The 23,962-nt window shown below is 71.2% G+C and carries 17 protein-coding genes; 6 read left to right on the plus strand and 11 right to left on the minus strand.

Annotated elements, in window-relative coordinates:
- Positions 1 to 111: 111 nt before the first annotated feature.
- The 5 genes from RWH43_RS01185 to RWH43_RS01205 form a co-directional block, all read right to left on the minus strand.
- Positions 112 to 1,416 carry an alpha/beta hydrolase gene (locus tag RWH43_RS01185; RefSeq protein ID WP_154096005.1) on the minus strand — a complete coding sequence of 435 codons (1,305 nt, stop codon included), beginning with the start codon at positions 1,414 to 1,416 and terminating at the stop codon, positions 112 to 114.
- Positions 1,413 to 3,923 (minus strand): bifunctional lysylphosphatidylglycerol flippase/synthetase MprF, encoded by a 2,511-nt coding sequence (locus RWH43_RS01190; RefSeq protein ID WP_316000456.1) that lies wholly within the window; start codon positions 3,921 to 3,923, stop codon positions 1,413 to 1,415. Before RWH43_RS01190 ends, RWH43_RS01185 begins: the two co-directional genes overlap by 4 nt.
- An 84-nt stretch (positions 3,924 to 4,007) precedes the next feature.
- The gene (locus RWH43_RS01195) at positions 4,008 to 5,306 is read right to left on the minus strand and encodes a GNAT family N-acetyltransferase (RefSeq protein ID WP_230704332.1); all 1,299 of its coding nucleotides are present in this window, start codon (positions 5,304 to 5,306) and stop codon (positions 4,008 to 4,010) included.
- Positions 5,307 to 5,363: 57 nt separating this feature from the next.
- The gene (locus RWH43_RS01200) at positions 5,364 to 5,606 is read right to left on the minus strand and encodes a zf-HC2 domain-containing protein (protein WP_144828759.1); all 243 of its coding nucleotides are present in this window, start codon (positions 5,604 to 5,606) and stop codon (positions 5,364 to 5,366) included.
- Positions 5,603 to 6,286 (minus strand): sigma-70 family RNA polymerase sigma factor, encoded by a 684-nt coding sequence (locus tag RWH43_RS01205; RefSeq protein ID WP_396652400.1) that lies wholly within the window; start codon positions 6,284 to 6,286, stop codon positions 5,603 to 5,605. The genes RWH43_RS01200 and RWH43_RS01205 overlap by 4 nt, the downstream gene beginning before the upstream one ends.
- 31 nt (positions 6,287 to 6,317) lie before the next feature.
- Here RWH43_RS01205 and aroA point away from each other — a divergent pair, with 31 nt between their 5' ends.
- The 3 genes from aroA to bcp are packed head-to-tail and all read left to right on the plus strand — an operon-like array spanning position 6,318 to position 9,193.
- On the plus strand, positions 6,318 to 7,661 hold the full coding sequence (gene aroA / locus RWH43_RS01210; RefSeq protein WP_144828762.1) for a 3-phosphoshikimate 1-carboxyvinyltransferase: 1,344 nt from the start codon (positions 6,318 to 6,320) through the stop codon (positions 7,659 to 7,661).
- 3 nt (positions 7,662 to 7,664) lie between these two features.
- A complete protein-coding gene (rsgA, locus tag RWH43_RS01215) occupies positions 7,665 to 8,723 on the plus strand; it encodes a ribosome small subunit-dependent GTPase A (RefSeq protein ID WP_144828765.1) in 1,059 nt (352 codons plus the stop codon).
- Positions 8,720 to 9,193 carry a thioredoxin-dependent thiol peroxidase gene (gene bcp / locus RWH43_RS01220; protein ID WP_144828768.1) on the plus strand — a complete coding sequence of 158 codons (474 nt, stop codon included), beginning with the start codon at positions 8,720 to 8,722 and terminating at the stop codon, positions 9,191 to 9,193. The genes rsgA and bcp overlap by 4 nt, the downstream gene beginning before the upstream one ends.
- Positions 9,194 to 9,248: 55 nt before the next feature.
- Here the strand turns inward: bcp and RWH43_RS01225 are convergent, their stop codons facing one another.
- A complete protein-coding gene (locus tag RWH43_RS01225) occupies positions 9,249 to 9,638 on the minus strand; it encodes a histidine kinase (RefSeq protein WP_316000457.1) in 390 nt (129 codons plus the stop codon).
- A gap of 214 nt (positions 9,639 to 9,852) precedes the next feature.
- Between RWH43_RS01225 and RWH43_RS01230 the strand changes: the two genes are divergently transcribed.
- Positions 9,853 to 10,101 carry a WhiB family transcriptional regulator gene (locus RWH43_RS01230; RefSeq protein WP_013583608.1) on the plus strand — a complete coding sequence of 83 codons (249 nt, stop codon included), beginning with the start codon at positions 9,853 to 9,855 and terminating at the stop codon, positions 10,099 to 10,101.
- Positions 10,102 to 10,248: 147 nt separating this feature from the next.
- Here RWH43_RS01230 and RWH43_RS01235 read toward each other — a convergent pair whose 3' ends face one another.
- Complete coding sequence (locus RWH43_RS01235) at positions 10,249 to 11,745, minus strand: sensor histidine kinase (RefSeq protein ID WP_144828773.1); 1,497 nt, start codon at positions 11,743 to 11,745, stop codon at positions 10,249 to 10,251.
- 520 nt (positions 11,746 to 12,265) lie between these two features.
- Here RWH43_RS01235 and RWH43_RS01240 point away from each other — a divergent pair.
- On the plus strand, positions 12,266 to 12,691 hold the full coding sequence (locus tag RWH43_RS01240; protein ID WP_144828775.1) for an Rv3235 family protein: 426 nt from the start codon (positions 12,266 to 12,268) through the stop codon (positions 12,689 to 12,691).
- Positions 12,692 to 12,979: 288 nt separating this feature from the next.
- Here the strand turns inward: RWH43_RS01240 and RWH43_RS01245 are convergent, their stop codons facing one another.
- A complete protein-coding gene (locus RWH43_RS01245) occupies positions 12,980 to 14,206 on the minus strand; it encodes a pyridoxal phosphate-dependent aminotransferase (protein WP_144828778.1) in 1,227 nt (408 codons plus the stop codon).
- A 218-nt stretch (positions 14,207 to 14,424) separates the two neighbouring features.
- Positions 14,425 to 17,226 carry a preprotein translocase subunit SecA gene (gene secA, locus RWH43_RS01250; RefSeq protein ID WP_144828781.1) on the minus strand — a complete coding sequence of 934 codons (2,802 nt, stop codon included), beginning with the start codon at positions 17,224 to 17,226 and terminating at the stop codon, positions 14,425 to 14,427.
- Positions 17,227 to 17,409: 183 nt separating this feature from the next.
- On the opposite strand from secA, the gene RWH43_RS01255 reads away from it, so the two are divergent.
- Positions 17,410 to 18,723 carry a coiled-coil domain-containing protein gene (locus tag RWH43_RS01255; protein WP_154096012.1) on the plus strand — a complete coding sequence of 438 codons (1,314 nt, stop codon included), beginning with the start codon at positions 17,410 to 17,412 and terminating at the stop codon, positions 18,721 to 18,723.
- A gap of 17 nt (positions 18,724 to 18,740) precedes the next feature.
- Here the strand turns inward: RWH43_RS01255 and RWH43_RS01260 are convergent, their stop codons facing one another.
- Both RWH43_RS01260 and RWH43_RS01265 read right to left on the minus strand, forming a co-directional pair.
- Complete coding sequence (locus RWH43_RS01260; protein WP_316001102.1) at positions 18,741 to 20,939, minus strand: alpha-galactosidase; 2,199 nt, start codon at positions 20,937 to 20,939, stop codon at positions 18,741 to 18,743.
- Positions 20,940 to 20,941: 2 nt separating this feature from the next.
- Positions 20,942 to 23,926 (minus strand): alpha-mannosidase, encoded by a 2,985-nt coding sequence (locus RWH43_RS01265; protein WP_144831774.1) that lies wholly within the window; start codon positions 23,924 to 23,926, stop codon positions 20,942 to 20,944.
- Between the last annotated feature and the right edge of the window lie 36 nt (positions 23,927 to 23,962).

Genomic DNA, 23,962 nt, shown 5'->3' on the forward strand with positions numbered 1-23,962 from the left:
TGACGTCGAGGAATCGCACCCTCCGCACCGAGAAGTCCGGATCCGGCGCTGATCTGCGGATCCGCTGCACGGCGGCGACCTTCCCGCGGGCGGAGCCCTCCCGCGCAGGACTCAGGACGCCGGAGGTGCCGCGAGACCGAGCGCAGGCGCGAGCGCCGGGATGGCCCACGCGAGGCCCTTGTCGAGCGCCTCACCGGTATGGCCGGCGCCGTCGACGACGTAGGTCAGCACCGTGAAGCCCGCGGCCCGCGCGGCCTCGGAGTTCGCCTGCTGCCCCGGACCGAACGTGGTGTCCGCGCCACCCCACGTGAACACCGCCGTGTGACCGGTGTAGGTCCCCGCGGGGGCTGCGGCCATGATGACCGAGGGCTTCGAGGCCTGGAAGGCGTTCGCATCGCCCTTGTACACGTCGGTCGTCGTCTGGGAAGGGTGCTCCGACCCGGGGAACTCGTTGCCCGAGACGTCGAGCACCTGCCCCCAGATGTCGGGGTACTTCGCCCCGTAGTACGCGGCGCAGGCACCACCGTTCGAGAAGCCGCCGATGGTCCAGTAGCGGTGGTCCTGCACGATGTTGAGGTTGCTCGCCGCCCACTGCGGGACCATCTTGTTGATGTAGGTCTCCACCGCGCCGTAGGTCGCCGAGTCGGCGCACGCCGGGTCTTTCTCGGGGGCGCTCAATTGGTCGACGACGACCGCGATCGGTGCGAGGCCGCCGTGCTGGGCGGCGAACGCGTCGAGGGCCTTCGCCAGGGCCGAGGGGTCGGGGCTGCCCGGCTGCCCCATCATGAAGACGAGAAGCGGGAGCGCCGGCGGGTTGGCGACACGGGCGGCGGGCGGGAGGTACAGCGAGGCGTCACGCGCCGCGAACTGCCCCGTCGGGATCTTGGTCGAGCCGGTCAGCGCGCTCACCGAGCTCATCGTGGGCATGTCGGCCGGAGGCTGCCACCGCTCGTACAGGGTCGCCGGATCGCCCGCGGCGTCGTCACGCGGCGGCAACGAGGCCGGATCGAGCGCCTGCACACCGAGGATCGCGGCGATGTTGTGGGTCACGCCGTATGCCGCGTTGACGCCGAGCGCTCCCGCGAGCAGCGAGGCGATCACCGTCACGATCCCGATGATGCGCCGCGCCCACGGGCGGCGGCAGATGCCGACGACGCCCACCGCGGCTGCTCCGACCGCGACGGCCGCCCTCGACGCAGCGCCGACCGGCAGCGGCCCTTCGAACACGCCCATCGACTCGAGCACGTGCGCTGCGATGTACATCGCCACGGCCGCTCCGAGGCCGATCGCGCCCGTCGCGACGAGGCGACGCGGGGCCCACAGCACGATCGCGACGACACCGAGACCCGTCAGGATGGCGCAGACGGCGAGCAACGGACTGTCGATGAGCTCGAACGACAGCACGAACCTGTTCATCGACGCCCCTCCCATGCGGTGCGGGCGAGGGCGACCATCTCGCGGCGCGACGCGTCGGGCAGGTACGCGCGCCCGACGGCGGCGCCGATCGCGGGGAGCTCGAGGGGATCGCGGTAGGCCAGCGCGAGGGGGCGGTAACGGGGCCGGAACTTGCCCTTGAAGCGGAAGAGCGACGCGAAGCCGTACGCCGGCTCGAGCACTTCGGCCAGCCATCGCAGCAGCGCGCGCAGCGGGGCGGGGTCGTCGTCGGCCTCCTCGTCGGGGTCGTCGGCCAGGGGCGCGCCCGACAGGCTCAGCACGACAGCGCCCTCCTGCTGCAACTCGAGGGCCGCCTTGGCGATGAGGAACTCCATCATGCCGTTCGGGCCGTCGGTGCGACGCCGCATGAAGTCGAGGGTCCACCCGGTGATCACCCCGTCGGTCCAGCTCGGCATCCAGCTGGTGACGGCCTCGATGCGGTCGTCGGGTCCGACGGCGAGCAGCAGCCGGACGTCGCGATCGCGCAGCTCGTCGAGGGAGCCGAGCGTGAAACCCATCTCGGGCAGCGCGCGGTCGGCCACCCACTCCTCGTCGATCGCCACCACCTGCGAGGCCTGCGCGACGCTGAGCTCGTTCCAGCGCGACCAGACCGCGGTGTAGCCCTCGCGCTCGGCGCGGGTGAGGGGCTGGCGCACCTTCTGCCAGGTCTTGCCCGCGAAGGTCAGGCCGGGGAGGTCCATGACCGTCTCGACGCCCACCGGCACGTGGCGCCAGCCGAGCGCGGCGAGGTCGTCGAGCGTGTCGGAGTGGATGCTGTAGAACGCCGGCGTCCAGTCGTGCTCAACGCAGTAGTCGGTGAAGGCGCGCAGAGCCTCGGGCCGCCGCCCCTCGGGCGCGAGGGGGTCTGCGACGGCGAGGGCCACGTCGCCGACGAGGCGGTACGCCACGGCGCACTCGCGGTCGTCGGAGTACCAGTGGCGGTTGCCCTCCCACGTGCCGAGGAACCCGAGGGTGTCGCTGCCGCGGCGCAGCAGCTCGCGGTAGTGGGCTTCGTCGCCCGCATCGGGGCGCCGCGCGCGGCGGTACAGCCACAGAATCGCCGCGACCACGATCGCCCAGAACAGCACGCCGATCCACTGGTAGGCGAAGAGCGCAGGGCCCCCGTGCGGGAAGGCTCCGCCGCCACCCGGATGCGCGAACGCCGGCGGAAGGAAGCGGCGCAGCGTCAGTCCGACCAGGTCGAGCACCGAGACCTCGCGGTCGAAGGCGCGTCGCCCCACGGCCTCGACCACGAACAGGGTAGACGCGCACGCGACGAAGGCGACCACGAGTGCCACGGCGACGGTGCGGGCGGCCCGGCGGGTGGCGCGTACGGGGAAGCGCGCCCGCGCGACGAACAGCGCCGCGGCGAGCACGAGAGGGAGCACGATCGTCGCCAGCGCCCAGAGCACATACTCGGCGCCGCTGCCGTCGACCCACGGGTCGATGCGCAGCCGGCCGTCGAGCAGCGAGACGATCGGGAGCACGGCGGATGCCACGAGCACCACGGTCGCCAGCACCCAGGCCGAGCGGCGCCCCTGTCGCAGGCCCCACGCGGCCACCAGCAGCAGCACGAGGGGCACGATCGCCAGGAGGGCGGGACCGGCCCCGCGGGTCATCAGCAGGGCGATCTGCTCGTCGCAGACCGACGAGGCGACGCTCCCGCACTGCGAGAGGATCTCGTCGTCGTACTGGGTGTACGCCTCGACGACGAGCGAGAGCGGACCGCGACCCCCGCCGCTGACCAGCGCCACGATCGGACCGCTGCCGACCACGGCGACGAGCAGCGCCAGGAGCGTGCGCGTCTCACGCGTCGAGCTGCGGTGCCACGACCGGCGCTCGCGCCCGCGGGCCAGGACCGCCCCGACGAGCAGGCCGATGACGGCGGCGCTGAGGCGGTACCAGGAGTCGGCATCGCCGGCGTAGAGGGCGAACATGCCCAGCAGCGCGAAGCCGATCAGGCGCACGCGGCGGCGCCAGAGGGTGGGGGCGAAAGCCGTGCCGGCCATGACGGCGCCCGCGAGGGGAGTGGTCGGGTCGAGCACCGGCACCTCGGCGGCCACCACGGGGCGCAGGTCGGTCAGCGTCCACGCGGCCGCGTGCAGGCCGATGCCGACGAGGAGCCCGCTGAAGCCGATCACGAACAGCAGCACCGCGGTGCGGCGTGATCCGAGCAGGCGTTCGGCGTACGCCAGAACGGTGAGGGCCAGCAGCACCGACGACACGGCGTCGATGGTCGAGTCGGGCACGACGAGAGCCGTGAGCAGGGTCCACCACCGGCCGCTGCCGAACGTCGCGAGGGGTCCGGCACCCCAGACCAGGGCGTCCTCATTCCACAGCGATCCCGTCGCGGCGGCGGCGGCGATCACGAGCACCGCGGCGCACACGGCGACGGGATTGGCGCGCACGTATCGGCGCAGAGCGGAACTCACCGCACCCAGGCGCGTCGGAGGTCGCTCCTCGAGCGGGGGCGCAGCGGTTTCGGACATCGGCGGCATCGTATTGCTGTTTCCTATGAGGGCCCAGATCAGATGACCATCATGCGCCGATAGCCCCTGCGCCCGCGACGCGGGTCAGTACCAGATGTCGAGGTGCGGCGTGACGGCAGCGGCGAACGCGCGATCGAGCGCCGCGCACTCGTTCATCCCCGCTTTCACCAGGCCGGCGGCCGCGAGCTCGGTGGCGCGGACGCCGCCGAGCAGCAGGGAGCCGAGCGCCCCCACGGTCATCTCCACGGCGGCGGCAGCGTCGGTCGGCATGACCGCGGCCTCTCCGTCGTCGCCGATCGTCACGCGCCACGTGCCGTCGGCGAGTCCGAGCGGGTCGTCGACGCGCAGCACGAGATCGAGGGGCGCGGCGTACGCGCGCGCGGCGAGCGCGGCCGGAACGTCGAGCACGCGCAGCCAGTGGTGGTCGGTCAGGGTCGCGGTGACGGCCCGGCGGTCGTCGACCATCCACTGCACGGGCGGCACCGGCTGCTGCAGCCACGCCTTCACCCGACCGACGAGGTCATGCTCGATCGCGAAACGCCAGAGTGCGGCGTAGGCGTCGGCGTCGGCGGCGAAGAGCGTGCGCACCTCGAGATCGTGCGCCGAGAAGTCGTCGCGCTCGTCGATCGTGTAGACGAGGACGCCGGTCTCGACGCCGTCGGCGTCGCGGTAGACCACCGCGCGCACGCGCTCGGCCGCCTTGTCGCCGGGGGCCAGACCGGCCAGACCGCGCCAGCGGCCGTCCCAGCCGGGCACTGCTCCGGGCTGGCGCACCCGCACCCGCTCGTGCACGGCGTGCAGGCGCTCGACGAGTGAATCCTTCGGGACGAAGTCGAGACGCCCCGGAGCCTGCGGCCCCGTCCAGCGCGCGCGCCGCGTGTCGACGACGACGTCGGACGCCCACGCCGCGGGCGAGAAGCCCCACCGGCCGTAGATCGTCGCCTCGGTCACCGTGAGGCCCGCGAGGGCGAACCCGGCGGCCTTGGCCGTGCGCAGCTCTCCGCCGATCATGGCGCGCGCGATCCCGCGCCGTCGGTGCGTCGGGGCGACGGTGACCGCGCTGATGGCCCACAGATCGATCGTGCGACCGGGAGACGCCGTCAGCGCGGTCGCCCACGAGTCGATCGTTCCGACGGGCATGGCGGGGACGGCCCCCGCGCGATCGAAGACGCCCGTCAGTCGGCGGGTGCGCAGCGTGAGCCGCGAGTTGTCGACCTCGGCATCCGTCGACTCCCCACCGAGGAACCCGCGGCCGACCGCCTGCAGGAACGGACGGAAGTCGTCGCCATCGGCGTCGACCCGCCGGTACTCGAGGCCCGCGGCGGCGAGGTCGTCGCCGGAGGTCTGGTCGAGGGGCAGCGTCAGAGTGTCGAGGGATGCCATGCCCCCAGCCTAGGGACACCCTCCGACATCGCCGAGCGACCGGCGACCGGGGCCGGCTCAGTGCGTGGCTTGAATGGCGCGCAGGCGCGAGAGCACCTGGTCGCGCAACTCGTCGGGCGCCGTCTCTTTGCACGCCCGCGCCACCACATCGGTCAGCGTGCGCGCCACGAGGGCTTCGTCCTGGCATCCGGGGCAGTTCTCGAGGTGCTCCCGGATGTCCTTCGCCTCGGTCTTGCAGACCTCGTTGCGCAGGTACTCCTCGAGGTCACGTCGCGCCTTGTCGCAGCCGCAGTCGCTCATTTCTTCTCTCCCGTCGCGGCCGTGATGCCGCGCTCCTTGGCGTAGTCCGACAGCAGGTCGCGCAGCAGCCGCCGGCCGCGGTGCAGACGGCTCATGACCGTACCGATCGGAGTTTTCATGATGTCGGCGATCTCCTGGTAGGCGAAGCCCTCGACGTCGGCGAGGTACACCGCCATCCGGAAATCCTCGGGGATCGACTGCAGGGCGTCTTTGACGACGGATGCCGGCATGTGGTCGATCGCTTCGGCCTCGGCCGAACGGGCGCTGCTCGCGGTGGTCGACTCGGCTCCGCCGAGCTGCCAGTCCTCGAGGTCGTCGATCGCGCTCTGGTAAGGCTCGCGCTGCTTCTTGCGATACGTGTTGATGTACGTGTTCGTCAGGATGCGGTACAGCCACGCCTTGAGGTTCGTGCCCTGCGTGAACGTCGCCCACGAACCGAAGGCCTTGACGAAGGTCTCCTGCACCAGATCGGCGGCGTCGGCGGGGTTGCGCGTCATGCGCATGGCCGCGGCGTAGAGCTGATCCATGAAGGGCAGGGCCTGCTCTTCGAACTGTGCGCGGGGCTCCGCCTGCGGGCCGGCGTCTGCGGTGTCGTTCATCGCGCGCCAGTCTACGTCGGGCGCGTCGACGACCACCGGGACGGCTGTCGCCGTGCGGTCGAGCTCGAGAAGTGCGGTCACGTGTCGTCCCCTTTCAGTAGGCTAGGAACCGATGACTCCCCTCGGGTATTCCCCTTCCGCAGACACTCCCCGTGGCGAATGGGACGCGCCCGTCGCACGGGGTGCGGTCGAGGCCACCGTCACCGTGCCCGGGTCGAAGTCGCTGACCAATCGCGAGCTCGTGCTCGCGGCCATCGCCGACGGGCCCGGCACGCTGCACGCGCCGCTGCACTCCGACGACTCGGCGCGCATGATCGACTCCCTGCGCGCGCTCGGCGTCGGCATCGACGAGGTCGAGACCGACTCGCCCTTCGGCCCCGATCTGCTGGTGACTCCCCCGTCGTCGTTCGCCGGCGACAGCACGGTCGACTGCGGGCAGGCCGGCACGGTCATGCGCTTCGTCGCCCCGCTGGCCGGATTCGCCCGCGGCGACGTGCACGTCACGGCCCACGAGAGCGCTCTGCACCGCCCCATGGGTGCGATGATCCGCGCCCTGCGCGATGTGGGCGTCGACATCGACGACGGCGGCCACTGGTCGCTCCCCTTCTCGGTGCGCGGGCACGGTCACGTGCGCGGCGGAGAGGTCGAGATCGACGCGAGCCAGTCAAGTCAGTTTGTCTCGGGCCTGCTGCTGGCCGCCCCCCGCTTCGACGTCGGTCTGCACCTGCGCCACGTCGGCTCGCGCCTGCCGAGCGTTCCCCACATCGACATGACCGTCGAGGCCCTCGCCCACCGCGCGGTGCACGTCGAGCGCCCCGCGCCGGGCGAGTGGATCGTGCCGGCGGGGCCGGTGCGCGCGAAAGACGTCGCGATCGAGCCCGACCTCTCCAACGCAGCCCCCTTCCTGGCCGCCGCGATGGTCACCGGCGGCTCGGTCACGGTCACGGGGTGGCCTCTGCACAGCACCCAGCCGGGAGCTCTGCTGGTCGACATCCTCGCCGAGATGGGCGCTCGCGTGAGCCGCCGCGGCGGGGCGCTGACCGTGGCGGGCGGCGAAGACGGCATCGTCGGCGTCGAGCTCGACCTGTCGGCGGCCGGCGAACTGGCCCCCACGCTCTTCGGGCTCGCGGCCTTCGCCGACGGCCCCACCACGCTGCACGGCATCGGCCACATCCGCGGCCACGAGACCGACCGCATCGCCGCCCTCGTCGGCAACCTGCGCTCGCTCGGCGGAGAGGCGCACGAGCTCGACGACGGCATCCGCATCGTCCCCCGCCCGCTGCGCGGTGGAGAGTGGAAGGCGCACCACGACCACCGCCTGGCCACGACGGGCGCGCTGATCGGCCTGCGCGTGCCGGGCGTGCGCATCGACGACATCGGCACCACGGCCAAGACGCTCCCCCAGTTCGCCGCCCTGTGGCAGGCCATGCTGGGCGCGGATGCGGCGGGCGACTGAGTGATGAGCTGGCTCGACGACGATGACGACGACGACCTGGAGTTCGACGAGTCGTCGATCCGGGTACGCCCGAATCCCAAGGCCAACCGACCACGCACGAAGCGTCGTCCCGCCCACGCCGATGCGCAGATCGCGCGGGTGCTCGGCGTCGACCGCGGCCGCTACACCGTGCTCGTCGACGAAGACGGCCCCGACGAGCGGCGCGTGCTCGCGACGCGCGCCCGCGAGCTGCGCAAGCAGCCGATCGTCAACGGCGACCGCGCCAAGGTCGTCGGCGACCTCTCCGGCGACGAGGGGACGCTGGGCCGCATCATCGGCCTCGAGGAGCGCACCTCGCTCCTGCGCCGGAGCGCCGACGACACCGATCAGGTCGAGCGGGTCATCGTCGCCAACGCCGACCAGATGCTCGTCGTGGTGGCCGCGGCCGACCCCGAGCCGCGTGCGCGACTGGTCGACCGGTACCTCGTCGCGGCCCTCGACGCCGGCATCCGCCCTTTGCTCGTCGTGACCAAGACCGACCTCGCCGACCCGACCGAGTTCCTCGCGCACTTCGTCGGCATCGACCTGCGCGTGTTCACCAGTGCACAGGGAGAGATGCCGCTCGACGAGATCGGCGAGGCCCTCGCTGGGCACTCCACGGTGTTCGTCGGGCACTCGGGTGTCGGCAAGTCGACGCTGGTGAACGCCCTCACGGGCTCCGAACGCGCGATCGGTCACGTCAACACCGTCACCGGTCGCGGGCGCCACACCTCGTCGTCGGCCGTCTCGCTGCGCTATCGCGGACCAGCCGGCAGCGGCTGGGTCATCGACACCCCGGGCGTGCGCTCGTTCGGCCTCGGCCACGTCGATCCCGCGCACGTGCTCGGCGCCTTCACCGACCTGGCCGCGGTGGCCGAGGAATGCCCCCGCGGCTGCACGCACCTGCCCGACGCCCCCGACTGCGCGATCATCGAGGCCGTCGAGTCCGGCCGACTCGGACCCGGGGCCGCCGCGCGACTCGACTCGCTGCAGCGCCTGCTGACGACGTTCCAGGGCATCGAGCGTTCTAGGCTGGAGGGGTGACGAACCTCGAACCCGGCTCCGCCGCGCCCGACTTCACCCTGATGGACCAAGACGAGCACCCCGTATCGCTCAGCGACTTCCGCGGGCGCCGCGTCATCGTGTACTTCTACCCCGCGGCGCAGACGCCCGGGTGCACGACGCAGGCTTGCGACTTCCGCGACAGCCTCGCCTCGCTGCAGGGCGCCGGCTACACGGTGCTCGGCGTCTCGCGCGACACCCCCGAGAAGTTGCGCGCCTTCCGCGACAGCGACGGACTCACCTTCCCGCTGCTGAGCGACCCCGACCACGCCGTGCACGAGGCCTACGGCGCGTGGGGCGAGAAGCAGAACTACGGCAAGACCATCACCGGCGTGCTGCGCTCGACCTTCGTCATCGACGAAGAGGGCACCGTCGTCGAGGCCATGGTGAACGTCAAAGCCACCGGGCACGTCGCGCGACTGCGCAAGAAGCTCGGCGTCGACGCGGCCTGAGCCACGGCATCCGGAACCCCGCCCCGCGCCCGCGGTCGGCGGGGTTCTGCCGTTCTCAGGCGTCGGTGTCGGCGTCGCGGCGTCGCGGTACGGCACCACGAACGGCGAGGAAGAGCAGCACGAGGCCGACGATCGCGGGCAGCGCGATGAGAAGAGCCACGAAGGGGGCGGCCCACTCCCCCGTGATCGCACCGATCGCGACCGACAGGATGAGCAGCTGCGTCACGATGCCACCCGAGCGTCCGGCCGACACGTCTCGCGCGGTGGCCACGGCGAATCCGGCGACCGTCACGGCGCCGATCACGGTCAGCACGATGAGCGCAATCGAGCTCACGGCGGAGTCGGTGTCGCCGCCGATGAGGGCGACCGTCTGCCACCCGGCGAGGGCCAGGATGCCGAGGGCTTCGAGACCCAGGAGTGCGGCTGCCGCGAGACGAACGGGCATCGGGAATGGCCTCCTCGACGCGCAGCTCCGCGCCGTTACGTTCCGGAAACCTCGCGGTTACCTCTTGATCAGGCGTAATCGCTATGGGAGCATAGAACAAGCCGTGTGCTCCCACAGCGAAGTGGGGCGAGCAATCGCTCGCGTTCCCACCAGGGTACCGGACCCGAATCCCGGTGCCGAATCGTCTGAAATTTCTGTTACAAGGAGCACCTCTATGGATTGGCGCGACAAAGCAGCCTGCCTGACCGTCGACCCCGAACTGTTCTTCCCGGTCGGCAACACCGGCCCCGCGGTCGATCAGATCGAGAAGGCCAAGTCGGTCTGCGCACGCTGCACCGTCACCGAGGTCTGCCTGCAGTACGCCCTCGAGTCCGGTCAGGACTCGGGCGTGTGGGGCGGTCTGAGCGAAGACGAGCGTCGCGCGCTCAAGCGCCGCGCCGCCCGCGCCCGCCGCGCCTCCTGACGACAGCGTCTCCGGCAGAAGCCCGCCCCTCGGGGCGGGCTTCTCCGCGTTTCGGGGCTCTCCCGGGAATCCGTTTCGGCCCGGGCGCCGTTCCGCGCGGAATGCGCCGGCACGCGGCATCCGGAATCGGAACGGATGCCGCGGGGCTCAGGCCGACGCGCCGCCGATGTAGCGCAGCGGGATCTCGATCGTGACCTCGGTGCCGCTGCCCATGAGGGTGTGCCAGTCGATCGTGCCGCCGAGCTCGCCCTGGATGAGGGTGCGGACGATCTGCGTGCCCAGACCGCGACCGACCTGCCCCTCGGGGAGGCCGACGCCGGTGTCGCGCACGCTGACCTCGAGCATCTCGCCGTTGCGCTCCGCGGCGATCTCGACGTCGCCCTCCTGGCCGGCGAGCCCGTGCTCGACGGCGTTGGTCACCAACTCCGTGAGGGCGAGCGCGAGCGGCGTCGCGAACTGGCTCGGGAGCGTGCCGAACTGACCGGTCGTGCGCGTGCGGGCGCGAGTGTTCGGGGCGGCGGCGACCTCGGCGACGAGCTTGAGCACGCGCGCGAAGACGTCGTCGAAGTCGACGTTCTGAGCGAGACCCTCCGACAGGGTGTCGTGCACGACGGCGATCGCCGAGACGCGGCGCATGGCCTGGGTGAGGGCGTCGCGCGCCTCGTCGGAGTGGGTGCGGCGCGCCTGGATGCGCAGCAGCGAGGCGACCGTCTGCAGGTTGTTCTTGACGCGGTGGTGGATCTCGCGGATCGTCGCGTCTTTGGTGATGAGCTCCTGCTCCTGGTGGCGGATCTCGGTGACGTCACGGCTCAGCACGATCGCACCGATGCGCGTGCCGCGGTCGCGCAACGGAATGGTGCGCAGCGACACCTGCACGCCCCGCGCCTCCATGTCGGCGCGCCACGGTGCGCGCCCGCTCACGACCACGGGCAGCGACTCGTCGACGTCCTGCCGCTTGGCCGGAAGGATGCGCGCTGTCACCTCGGCGAGCGACTCGCCCTCGAGCTCGTCGTCGAAGCCCATGCGGTTGAACGCCGAGAGGGCGTTGGGGCTGGCGAAGGTCGTGATGCCGTCGACGTCGAGACGGATCAGCCCGTCCGAGGCGCGCGGCGCTCCGCGGCGCGGGGCCGTGGGGGCGGCCAGGTCGGGGAACTCGGCCGACGAGATCATGCCGAACAGGTCGTCGGCGCAGTCGTTGAAGGTGATCTGCTGACGCGAGGGGGTGCGCGTCTCACCGAGATTGGTGTGGCGGGTGAGCACGCCGACCGTGGTGACGGCGTGGCCCTCGCGCGACAGCTCGCGCACGATCGGCACTGCGCGCACGCGCGTGGGCGTCTCTTCGAACCAGTCGGGCGACGCGGAGTCGACGATGCGCCCGCTCTGGAAGGCGTCGCGTACCTGGGTGCGCCACTGCGGTCGCACGCGGTCTCCGACGATGTCGCGATAGAACAGCGTCGCCGCTCCCCCGGGCCGGGTGTGGGCGACCGCGACGAACGAGTCGTCGGGGGTGGGCACCCAGATGACGATGTCGGCGAACGCGAGGTCGGCGAGCAATTGCCCGTCACCCGCGAGCCGGTGCAGCCACTCGACGTCCGCCTCGCTGGAGCGGCCCTGGGCGTAGACGAGTTCACTCAGTGTCGACACCGACTTAGTCAACCACGCCGTGTCGTCGGCGTGTGCCGGCTGAGCGAGCCCGGTGGGCGCCGAGATTCGACCGTTGGGCGATCGATTTCACCCGCTGCGGCGGACTGCCGTGCATCGCATCACATGTATACATGTACATGACGGACTTCGCACGCCGTCGTCGCCGACCGCCACTCCCCCACGACGGGCGGTCGGCCCGGCCCCGGGGCGCGGCGGGCCCAGCCCCGGGGCATGGCGGGCCGCGAGCCGTGCGGGTCGCAGGTGAACTCCCCCATCCCCCAGAACGGGGGACAAGGCGAGCGGCGAGACCACTCCGGGTCAGGGTGGGAGCGGTTCCGCCGGCTTCCTGTGCACGGTCGTCGGCCCGCTCCCGAACCCCGGGCGCCGCGGATTCTCCACATTCCAGGCGCCGTGGCGTGTCGTCCACAGATGCTCCCGGTGCCGTCGTCGCTCCGCGCGGCTCCCCTACTGTCGGCATCACCCCCCGCTCGCTGCACGCACCACAGCCCGGAGGAAATCCATGTCACCGAAGCCCGCCCCTCGCCCCACCCCGCCCGCTCCATCCGACCCCGACTTCTTCGATCGGCAGCGCACCCCGACCGCCCAGCTCCCGCCGCCGGCGGTCTTCACGCGCAACGTCGCGCGCGGTGCGTTCGAGGTCCTCGCCGGAGTCCGCCGAGCGGAGCAGCTCACGCGCTGGATGTCGGAAGACGTGCTCGACCGCCTCACCACGATCAAGAACCTGTCGGCCCGCGCGCGCAGCGCCCGTCGCGTGCTCAGCCTCTACGACGTGTACGAGGTGCAGCGCGTGCGCCTCTCCTCGCCCGGCGACGGCATCATCGAGGCCACGGTGACCGCCTCCGCGCGGGCGCGCACCCGCGCCCTGGCCATGCGGATCGAGGGCCTCGACGGTCGCTGGCGCGTCACCTCGCTCGGCATGATGTGATTCGCAGCGTCGACCGTCCGCCGCCCGGCGAGCTCTTCAGCCGCGCGGTCGGACCGGTCGGCGCTGCGGCGGCACCCCGGCCGGCCGAAGCTACGCCGGCGGGCGCCGTGCCGGGCACGGGCCCTGGTCGCCGCGGATCGACCGGGTCACGGCATCCGCGTCACGGCCTCTGAGTCACGGTGTCCGGGGTCACGTCAGCCGCGTCACGGCGTCCGCGTCACGGCATTCACGCCATGGCATCCGCGTCCCGGTGACCACGTCACGGCGTCCGGGGTCACGTCAACCGCGTCACGGCCGCCAGGTCGAGAGGAAGTTGCCGAGCCGCTCGATGGCGTCGCTGATGACCCGCGCCTCGGGGAGCGTGACGATGCGCACGTGGTCGGTCGCCGGCCAGTTGAAGCCCGACCCCTGCACGAGCAGCACGTGCTCGGCGACCAGGAAGTCGCGCACGAACTTGCCGTCGTCGGGGATCTCGTACACCTCGGGGTCGAAGCGCGGGAAGGCGTAGAGAGCGCCGCGCGGCATGACGCACGAGACCCCGGGGATGGCCTCGAGGCCCTCCCACGCGGCATCCCGCTGCTCGTGCAGTCGACCCGACGGGGCGATGAGCGCGTCGATCGACTGCACCCCCGACAACGCCGCCTGCACCGCGAACTGCGCGGGGACGTTGGGGCACAGGCGCGTCGAGGCGAGCAGATTGATGCCGTGCAGGAAGCCCTGCGCGTGGTCCTTGGGGCCCGTGATCGCGAGCCACCCCGAACGGTAGCCAGCGACGCGGTAGGTCTTGGACAGGCCGTTGAAGGTCAGGCACAGCAGGTCGGGGGCGATCGTCGCCATCGGGATGTGCACGGCCCCGTCGAACAGGATGCGGTCGTAGATCTCGTCCGACAGCAGCAGCAGCGAGTGCTCGCGCGCGATCGCCGCGATCCCCTCGAGCACCTCGCGCGAGTAGACCGCGCCGGTGGGGTTGTTCGGGTTGATGACCACGATCGCTTTGGTGCGCGGGGTCACCTTCGACCGGATGTCCTCCAGGTCGGGCTGCCACTCGCGCGCCTCGTCGCACAGGTAGTGCACGGGGGTCCCGCCGCCGAGGCTCGTCATGGCCGTCCACAGCGGGTAGTCGGGGGCGGGGATGAGCACCTCGTCGCCCTCGTCGAGCAGGGCCTGCATGGTCATCGTGATGAGCTCGGACACGCCGTTGCCCAGGAACACGTGGTCGGGGTCGAGGTGCGGGAAGCCGGGCTCCTGCTCGTAGCGCGAGACGATCGCACGACGGGCCGACAGGATGCCGCGGCTGTCGCTGTAGCCGTGCGCGTTGGGCACCGAGGCGATCATGTCGCGCACGATCTGGTGCGGCGCCTCGAAGCCGAAGATGGCGGGGTTGCCGGTGTTGAGCTTGAGGATCGCGTGCCCCTCGGCCTCCAGACGGTCGGCCTCGACGAGGGCCTCTCCACGGATCTCGTAGAGGACGTCCTTCAGCTTCGATGACTGGTCGAGGGGGCGCAGCGGGCTCATCGGTTCAGGATATCCCCGCCCCTTCGGAGCCAATCGACACCCGGTGGCCCGCCCGCGGCGGAACCGTCGTGCGGATCCGGAGCCCGACACGCCGCCCCGAGGGCGTTCCCGCCGGCGCGCCGAGCCCGCGATCCGCGCGACGGCGGTCCCGCCGCACCCGAGCCCGGAAACGCCGGATGCCGCGTCCCGGGGTGGGACGCGGCATCCGGGGATCCGTCTTACTTCTTCTTCGCGGCCCGGCGATCGGCGCGGTTGCCCGACCCGGCCTGCTCGGGAGCGTCGGTGCGCTGCCCGAACGCGCCGCGGGCGGCGGCGGGCGCCTCGGCGGCGGGAGCGGCGGCCGGCTGAGCCGCCTGGCGCACGCGGTTGGTCGCCGCCTGCTGCACCTGACCGCGGTCGTTGCGCACCTCGACCTCGCCCGCGTCGTTCGCGGCGGAGTACTCCAGGCGCTGGGTCTCGACGGGGGTGGGCGCCAGGCCCTTCGCCTCGACCTGGGCCGCGGGCTCGCCCTCGACCTCGCGCACCTCGACTTCGAGGTTGTAGAGGAAGCCGACCGACTCCTCCTTGATCTGCCCCATCATCGACTGGAACATCTGGTAACCCTCGCGCTGGTACTCGATGAGCGGGTCGCGCTGGGCCATGGCACGCAGGCCGATGCCGTCCTTGAGGTAGTCCATCTCGTAGAGGTGCTCGCGCCAGCGGCGGTCGAGCACCTGCAGCACCACGCGGCGCTCGAGCTCGCGCAGAGCCTGGGCGCCGAGGGCCTTCTCGCGGTTCTCGTACGCGATGCGGGCGTCGGAGATGATCTCGCGCTTGAGCCCCTCGGGCGTGATGCGGCCCTTGCTGCCGCCCGCCTCGGCCACGACCTCGTCGATCGTGACGCTCACCGGGTACATGGTCTTCAGCTCGGTCCACAGGGCGTCGAAGTCCCACGACTCGGTGTGACCCGAGCCGGTGTGGTCGTCGATGACGGCCGTGATGGCGTCTTCGATGAAGTGCTGCACGCGGTCGGCGATGTCGTCGCCCTGGAGCATGTGACGGCGGTCGGCGTAGATCGCCTCGCGCTGGCGGTTCAGCACGTCGTCGTACTTGAGGACGTTCTTGCGCATCTCGGCGTTGCGCGCCTCGACCTGCGACTGTGCGCTCTTGATCGCGCGCGAGACAAGGCCCGACTCGATGGCGACGTCGTCGGGGAAGTTGGTCCGGGCGAGGATGGCCTCGGCCGCGCCCGACTGGAACAGGCGCATGAGGTCGTCGGTGAGCGACAGGTAGAAGCGGCTCTCGCCGGGGTCGCCCTGACGGCCGGAGCGACCGCGCAGCTGGTTGTCGATGCGGCGCGACTCGTGGCGCTCGGTGCCGAGCACGTAGAGGCCACCGGCCTCGACAACCTTCGCGGCTTCCTCGGCGACGACGTCGCGCATGCCCTGGTAGACCGAGTCCCACTCGGACTCGTAGGCCTCGGGCGTCTCGACGGGGTCGAGGTTCTTCGCCTTCATCTCCTGCACGGCGAGGAACTCGGCGTTTCCGCCGAGCATGATGTCGGTTCCACGACCGGCCATGTTGGTGGCGACGGTGACGGCGCCCAGACGACCGGCGCGGGCGACGATCTCGGCCTCGCGCGCGTGGTTCTTGGCGTTGAGCACCTCGTGGCGCACGCCCTTCTTCGCGAGCAGGCGCGACAGGTACTCGCTCTTCTCGACGCTCGTGGTGCCCACGAGGACGGGCTGGCCCTTCTCGTGGCGCTCGACGATGTCTTCGACGACCTGCGCGAACTTGGCCGTCTCGTTCTTGTAGACGAGGTCGGACTGGTCTTTGCGGATCATCGGCTTGTTCGTGGGGATGGGCACCACGCCGAGCTTGTAGGTCGACATGAACTCGGCCGCCTCGGTCTCGGCGGTACCGGTCATGCCCGAGAGCTTCTCGTACAGGCGGAAGTAGTTCTGCAGCGTGACGGTGGCCAGGGTCTGGTTCTCGGCCTTGACCGGCACGTTCTCCTTCGCCTCGATGGCCTGGTGGATGCCCTCGTTGTAGCGACGGCCCACGAGGATGCGACCGGTGTGCTCGTCGACGATCATGACCTCGTCGTTCATCACGACGTAGTCGGTGTCGCGCTTGAACAGCGCGATCGCCTTGATCGAGTTGTTGAGGAACGAGATCAGAGGGGTGTTGGCCGACTCGTACAGGTTGTCGATGCCGAGGTAGTCCTCGACCTTCTCGATGCCGGGCTCGAGCACACCGATCGTGCGCTTCTTCTCGTCGACCTCGTAGTCGACCCCGGCCTCGAGGGTGCGGGCCAGCTTGGCGAACTCCGCGAACCAGCGGTTGGCCTCACCGGATGCCGGGCCCGAGATGATCAGCGGGGTGCGGGCCTCGTCGATCAGGATCGAGTCGACCTCGTCGACGATCGCGTAGAAGTGACCGCGCTGCACGAGGTCTTCCTTACGCCAGGCCATGTTGTCGCGCAGGTAGTCGAAGCCGAACTCGTTGTTCGTGCCGTAGCTGATGTCGGCCTCGTACTGCTGGCGGCGCACCTCGGGGGTCTGACCGGCCACGACGGTGCCCGTGGTCATGCCCAGCGCACGGTAGACGCGACCCATCAGCTCGGACTGGTAGCTCGCGAGGAAGTCGTTGACCGTGATGACGTGAACGCCCTGGCCCGCGATCGCATTGAGGTAGGCCGGCAGGGCGGCGGTCAGGGTCTTGCCCTCACCGGTCTTCATCTCGGCGATGTTGCCGAGGTGCAGGGCCGCGCCGCCCATGATCTGCACGTCGTAGGGACGCTGGCCGAGCGTGCGCTTGGCCGCCTCGCGCACGGCGGCGAACGCCTCGGGCATGAGCTGGTCGAGCGTCTCGCCGGCGTCGAAGCGGGCGCGCAGCTCGACGGTCTCGTTGCGCAGCTCGTCGTCGGTGAGCTGCTCGTAGTCCTCTTCGAGCGCTCCGGTCGCCTTCACGACGCCCTGCAGTCGGCGCAGGATGCGGCCCTCGCCGGCGCGCAGCAGTTTCTCGAGCGGATTGGCCACGAGCATCTCCATCTGGTCGGGTGCGGTGTCCGTACGGACACCGGCCTGCGAACAGGCATACATCGCCCATGTTATCCGTGTTACCCGTTCGTGACCTGCGAGCAGGCCGCAATCCGAAAGAGCCGCTCGTGCCTGCAGCGAACACACGGCTGGGGGCGCGAAACACCGGCTTAGGATCGAGCCATGGCCGGTTTCTGGGGCAAGAGGAAGCGCGAAGAACAAGACGCGGCGGATGCCGACCTGGCACGCCGAGCGGAACTGGCGATCGTCGCGGCCGACGAACGTGTGCGCCTCACCTCCGATGAGCTCGACTTCGCCCGTGCCGAGCTCGGCGACAAGGCCACGGAAGACCTCGCGGCGGCCCTCGACTCCGTGCGGACGCACCTCGCCGAGGCATTCCAGCTGCACCAGCTGAACCACGACGAGATCCCCGACACCAAAGAAGAGCTGCGCACGCGCAACGCGCGCATCATCCAGCTCTCGCAGTGGGCCGAAGACCTGCTCGAAGAGCGCACCCAGGTGCTGCAGCCCAAGATCGACGCCGTGCGACGCGCCCCCGAGATCCTCGCGCGCGTCCGCGCCGACCGCGACCGCCTCGCCGAACGCATCCCGAACGCCCGCGAGGTCGTGGATCGCCTCTCGCGGCGCTACAGCGACTCCGCCCTCTCGCAGATCGGCGGCAACCCGGAGGAGATCGAGCAGCTGCTCGACTTCGCCGTGCACACCGCCTCGGTCTCCGAGCGTCGTCGCGACGCCGGCCAGCGCGAGCAGGCGTCCGTCGCCCTCGAGGCCGCGACCGAGGCCGTGCGCCGGGCCGAATCTCTCCTCGACGCCGTGGACACCTTCGAGATCGAGGCGCTGCGCGCCGAGTCGACCCTCGCCGCCGTCGTCGACGACTCGCGCAACGACCTCGTCGAAGCGCGACGCGGCCCGCAGACCCCCGTCGTCACCCAGGCGATGGCGACGCTGCAGCAGGCGTTGACCGCCCTGCCGGCATCCGGAACGCGGAGCGACCCCTTCGCGGCCCTGTCGTCGCTGCGCCAGGCGAACGCCGACCTCGACCGCGCGCGCGAGCGCGCCGCCCGGCCGGTGCCCTCGCAAGACCAGGTCGACCACGCGATCGACGACGCCGATCGGCAGATCGCCGTCGCGCGCGGCCTCATCACCGGCCACCGCGGCTGGATCGGGGCCGACGCCCGCACGCGCTTCGTCGAGGCGGAGCGTCTGCGCGCCGGACTCCCCCTCGGCCCCATCTCCGAAGACGACCGCGAGACGGCCCTCGCCACCGCGCGTCGCGCCGGCTCCCTGGCATCCGAGGCCCTGCAGATCGCCCAGCGCGACATCGAGCAGTCACGCCCCGACGACTGGGGCGGCAACGGCTACGGCCGGGGCGGCGGCTACGGCCGCGGGGGCGGCATGGGCGGCGGCAACATGGTCGGCGGCATGCTCGGCGGCCTCGTCATCGGATCGCTCCTCGGCGACATCTTCGACGGCTGACCCGGCCACTCCCCCCGTCAGACCACTTCCGTGGCGCGCAGGAGCACGACCCGTTCGGGGAACGAACCCGGCAGATGCAGCCCCGCCGCGGCAAGCGCCCGCCCGCTCATCGTCACACCGGCCCCGTCGGCGTACCACGGTGGGTCGGCGCGGCCCGGGTCGGGTGTGCCGACGACCACCGGCGCGACCCGGTAGGTCTTTTCGGCGTCCAGGCCCGGCAGGGTGAAGCGGCCGCGCGGGGACACCGTCGGACGAGTCAGGAACGCGAGGAAGACGAGTGCCTCCGAGCGATCGGCAGCCACGACGGCCGTGACCTGGAACGAGGGGTCGATCTCCTCCGCCCGAGCGATCTCGCCCGTGTGGAGAAGGGCGCGATGGTCGCGGTAGAAGCGGATCCACTCGGCGAGGTCGGCATTCTCCTGCGGGGTCGCCTGCGCCAGATCCCACTCGATGCCGAAATGGCCCAAGAGCGCGGTGGCCGCCCGGAACGACAGCGGATGTGACCGGCCGGTCGTGTGGTTGACGCTCGAACCGATGTGGGAACCGAGCAGCTCGGCCGGAAGCAGTTGAAGGGTCCACCGCATCACCTGCTGCCGTTCGAGGGGATCGATGCAGTCACTCACCCACACGCGATCGGTGCGCTCGATGACGCCGAGGTCGACGCGACCGCCGCCGGACGAGCAGGACTCGATCTCCAGACCGGGGAACCGGCGACGCAGCTCGTCCATCAGACGGTAAGCCGCGAGTGTCTGCGCGTGCACGCCCGGCTTCCCCGCCGGGGCGGTGCCGGCATCGATGAGGTCACGGTTGTGATCCCACTTGATGTACGAGATGTCGTGGGCGGCGAGGACCGCCGTCATCGCGTCGAGGACGTATCGATACGCCTCGTCGATGCCGAGGTTGAGCACCTGCTGGCCGCGTCCGCGGACGGGCAGCCGCCCGCCCGTCTGCATGATCCACTCGGGGTGCGCCCGGGCCAGGGCGCTGTCCTCGTTGACCATCTCGGGTTCGAACCACAGCCCGAACTGCATCCCCAGCGACGTCACCCGATCCACGAGCGGGGTCAGGCCGTCGGGCCAGAGGCCGGCATCCACCGTCCAATCCCCGAGCCCGCTCGTGTCGTCCCTCCGCCCGGTGAACCAGCCGTCGTCGAGCACGTACCGCTCCACCCCGATCGCGGCGGCGCGGTCGGCGAGGTCGAGGAGCCGATCGAGATCGTGATCGAAGTAGACGGCCTCCCACACGTTCAGGGTCACCGGCCGGGGCGTCGCCGGGTGCGTCGGGCGCCCGCGCAGGAACCGGTGGAAACGATGAGCCTGCTCATCGAGTCCCGCACCGTAGGCCGCGTAGACCCACGGTGATCGGTACCTCTCGCCCCGGTCGAGCCCGACCTCGCCCGGGAGCAGCAGCTCGCCGCCCCCGATCACCTGCGCCCCCGCCGACAACCGCTCGGCGTAGTGACGGTGGTTGCCGCTGAAACCGACGTGGACGCCCCAGACCTCGCCGGCGCCGAAACCGAATCCCGTCTCGCCGACGGTGAGCACCGTCGCCGCATCCGGACCCGTGCGGCCCTTGCGGCCCTCGCGATCGTGGATGCCGACGACGAGCTCGCGACGCTGCGGGATGCGCTCCTTGCTCCATCGTCCGGCGAAGTCGAGGATCTCCCGAGCCCGCACCGGGATCGGGAACGCCAGCGCGATCCCGTCGGCGCTGTACACGCCCGCCCCGATGTTCTCCAGCTCTGCGCGGGCGCGCAGCAGTCCGCTCGCCGCCAGCTCGATGTCGAGCTCGAGGCGCAGACCCGCGGTCTCGTCGGCGGCGGCCACCGTCACGACGGCCGGGCCGGCCTCGACGAGACGTCCATCGCGACGGAGGGGATCCCCCTCAGCCGCGACCGCGACGGAGACGACGGTGAACTTCGGCGACCAGTCCGCACCTGCGCGATGCCCCGTCACTCCGGGCCTGCCCTCCCACCCGGCATGGTGCTCGGGGAGCATCGCGACGCGCACGGGCTCGTCCACGACGTTTCCCGATGCCGGTTCGATCGCCGCCAGGCGCAGGGCGTCGGCCTCGACCTCGCTCAGCCGGCCGAGACCCGCCCCCCAGTGCAGGATCGCCGGCAGGCGCCCCTCGGTGAGGTCGAGAAGAACGCTCACCCCGCCCGCAGCGAGATGGAGAATCGTGTCCGCGGGGATCAGCTCGGCGCTCCCGTGCATGCTCACGCGGACGCCCGAGCGGAGGGCGAGCGGGGGCCGCGCAGGCGCAGCGTCACGAGCTCGAAGGGCCGGAGGTCCAGCTCGATCGCCCGGTCAGAGGTCGACGAAACCCCCGTCCCGGGCAGTGCCCGCTCGAGCAGATCCGTCGCCTCCACGGCATCCCACTCGATGGAGGTGGTCAGGGTCGCGCTCACGCGGTCACCATGGGCCTCGTAGAGGCGCACCACGAGATCTCCGCTGTCGTCCTCGGCGAGCTTGACCGCCTCGATCACGACCGCGGGGTGCGACACGGCGACGAGCGCGGGCACGGCCGCACCACGCAACGGGCGCATCGGCAGGCTCTGGCGATATCCGTCCACGACCGCGTCCGGAATGCCACCCGGCCGGAGGCTGACGGTGAACTCGTGACGACCCTGGTCGGCGCCCGGGTCGGGGTATCGCGGTGCGCGAAGGAGGGACAGCCGCGCGACGACCATCGGCCGACCGGACGGCGCCTGAAGCGTGCGCAGGTCGTGGCCGTAGACCACGTCGTTCGCGATGGCGACACCCCACGACGGCTCGCCGACATGGACCCATCGGTGGGCCACGGTCTCGAAGCGGGCCGAGTCCCAGGACGTGTTGCGGTGGATGGCCCGATGCAGATGGCCGTACTGGATCTCAGAGGCCGCGCGGTCGGCGCGCAGATCGAGCGGGAACGCCAGTTTGAGCAGCTTCTGGGACTCGTGCCAGTCGATGTCGAACGACAGGTCCACGCGCCCCTCGCGAACGCGCACACGGACGTCGATGCGCGAGGCGCCGAACCGGTGCCGGATGAAGACCGCGTCGCCGTCGATCCGGACGTCGACCGGATCCGTCAGCGCGCGGCCGGAGCGCTGATCCTCCTCATTGATGTCCCACGCGTCCCACTCACGCGGAGTGTCGCGCAGCACGTGCAGGACGCCCCCGGGGACGCCGTCGGGAAGGACCTCACGTCCGACGACGAGGTCGCGGATGGAGGTGAATGCTCCCCGACGATCGACGACCACGCGGAGGGTGTCGTCCTGGAGGACGAAGACGTCGCCGTCGGCGGCGGGCACGACGGGCTCGACCGGGCGGGACGGCCCGATCGACATCGCCTCGACGCCGTCGCGGAGGTACGGGCCCGCGTTGGCGCTGAGCTGAGCGTCTCCCCCCGTCGCGAGCGACGCGAGCGACGCGGCGATGATCTTCTCGAGGACCTCGGCCACGCGCGCGTACGCGGCCTCGGCCTCCTGATGGACCCAGGCGATCGAGGTCCCCGGGAGGATGTCGTGGAACTGCAGCAGCAGTACCTGCCGCCAGGCGTCGCGCAGTTCCCGCGCGGGATAGGGGGTCCCCCGGAGGATCGCCGCCGTCGCTGCCCACAACTCCGCCTGCCGCAGCAGCGCCTCGCTGTGGCGGTTGCCCCGCTTCGTCTTCTGCTGCGAGACGAGCGTGCCGCGATGCAGTTCGAGGTACATCTCACCCACCCAGACGGGCGGAGAGGCGAGTTCGGCCTCCGCGGCCGCGAAGAACGACTGCGGATCGCTCAGGAAGACCCGGGGCGAACCCTCGAGGTCGCGTTTGCGATGAGCCTGGGCCAGCATCTCGCGAGTGGGCCCTCCCCCTCCGTCCCCCCAGCCGAACAGCCCAAGAACCTCGCGGGCCCGACCCTTCTCGCTGAAGACGCGCTCCGTGCGGGCGAGATCCGCGGCCCCGAGATCGGAGTTGTACGTCTCGGCGGGCGGAAGATGCGTGAACAGGCGGGACCCGTCGATCCCTTCCCAGTGGAACGTCGAGTAGGGAATGCGGTTCGTCTCGTTCCACGACGGCTTCTGCGTCACGAACGACCGGGCACCGGCCGCGCGGGCGATCTGCGGCAGGGCGGCGCTGTACCCGAACGAGTCGGGCAGCCACACCTCGGCACTGTCGACCCCGAACTCCTCGAGGAAGAACGCCTTGCCCTGCACGAACTGTCGAGCGAGCGACTCGCCGCTGGGCATGTTGGTGTCGGATTCGACCCACATCCCCCCGACCGGGCGGAAGCGACCGGCGGCCACGGCCGAGCGGACCCGCTCGAACAGTTCCGGCTGACTCTGCTTCAACCAGAGGTACTGCTGTGCCGACGACGCGGCGAAGACGAAGTCGGGGTCGCGATCGATGAGGTCGACGACGTTCGCGAACGTGCGCGCGACCTTGCGGACGGTCTCGCGAGTCGGCCACAACCACGCCGAATCGATGTGCGCGTGTCCCACGGCGCTCACGCGCAGCGCGCTGCCCGGCGCCGTCATCGCGAGCGCGGGGGCCAGGACCTCGCGCCCGCTCTGCGCCGTCGCCGAGACGTCGTCGGGATCCATGACGTCGACCATGCGCTCCAGCGCATGCACGATGTCGGCGCGGCGCGCCGTCTCGGGGGGCAGGGTCTGAACCAGTCCCTCGAGGGCGATGACGTCCTGCAGCAGTTCCCACACGACGACATCGCGGCGAACGAGCTCGAGACGGACGAGGCGGTAGTGCTCGTCGTCGCCGGCCGTCGCAGGATCGCCCAGCGACGTCGGTTCGTACTCGTAGGGCACCTGGATGGTCGGGTTGGCCGCGGCTTCCAGCAGCAGCCGGAACGAGCCCGCGTGTGGGAGGGGCACCCACGCGTTGCGGGGTTCGATGGCTTTCACGATCGTGCCGTCGGGGCGGTAGGCGGTCGCTTCCGCCTGGAACCCGGGCTGCTCCTCGACGAATCCGAGGTCGACCAGCAGCTCGGCCTCGTCGACCGGCCACTCGGCGGGGACCTCTCCGCGCACGTCGAACCACACCGTGTCCCACGGCCGCCCCCACGACGCGCCCAGGGCGATCGGCTCGAACTCCTGCACCGCCGCGGTCGCGAAGGGGACGGGCTCCCCGCCGACCCTCCATGCCCGGATCTCCACCGGACGGGTATCGCGGTGAACGGCCGGCGCGAGGCGGAAGCGGGTGAAGCGCCGCACCCTCTGCATCGCGAGCGTCTCGGCATCCAATCTCACCCGCCCGTT

This window comes from Microbacterium algihabitans (genome assembly GCF_032464975.1).
GTDB classification, from domain to species: Bacteria; Actinomycetota; Actinomycetes; order Actinomycetales; family Microbacteriaceae; genus Microbacterium; species Microbacterium algihabitans.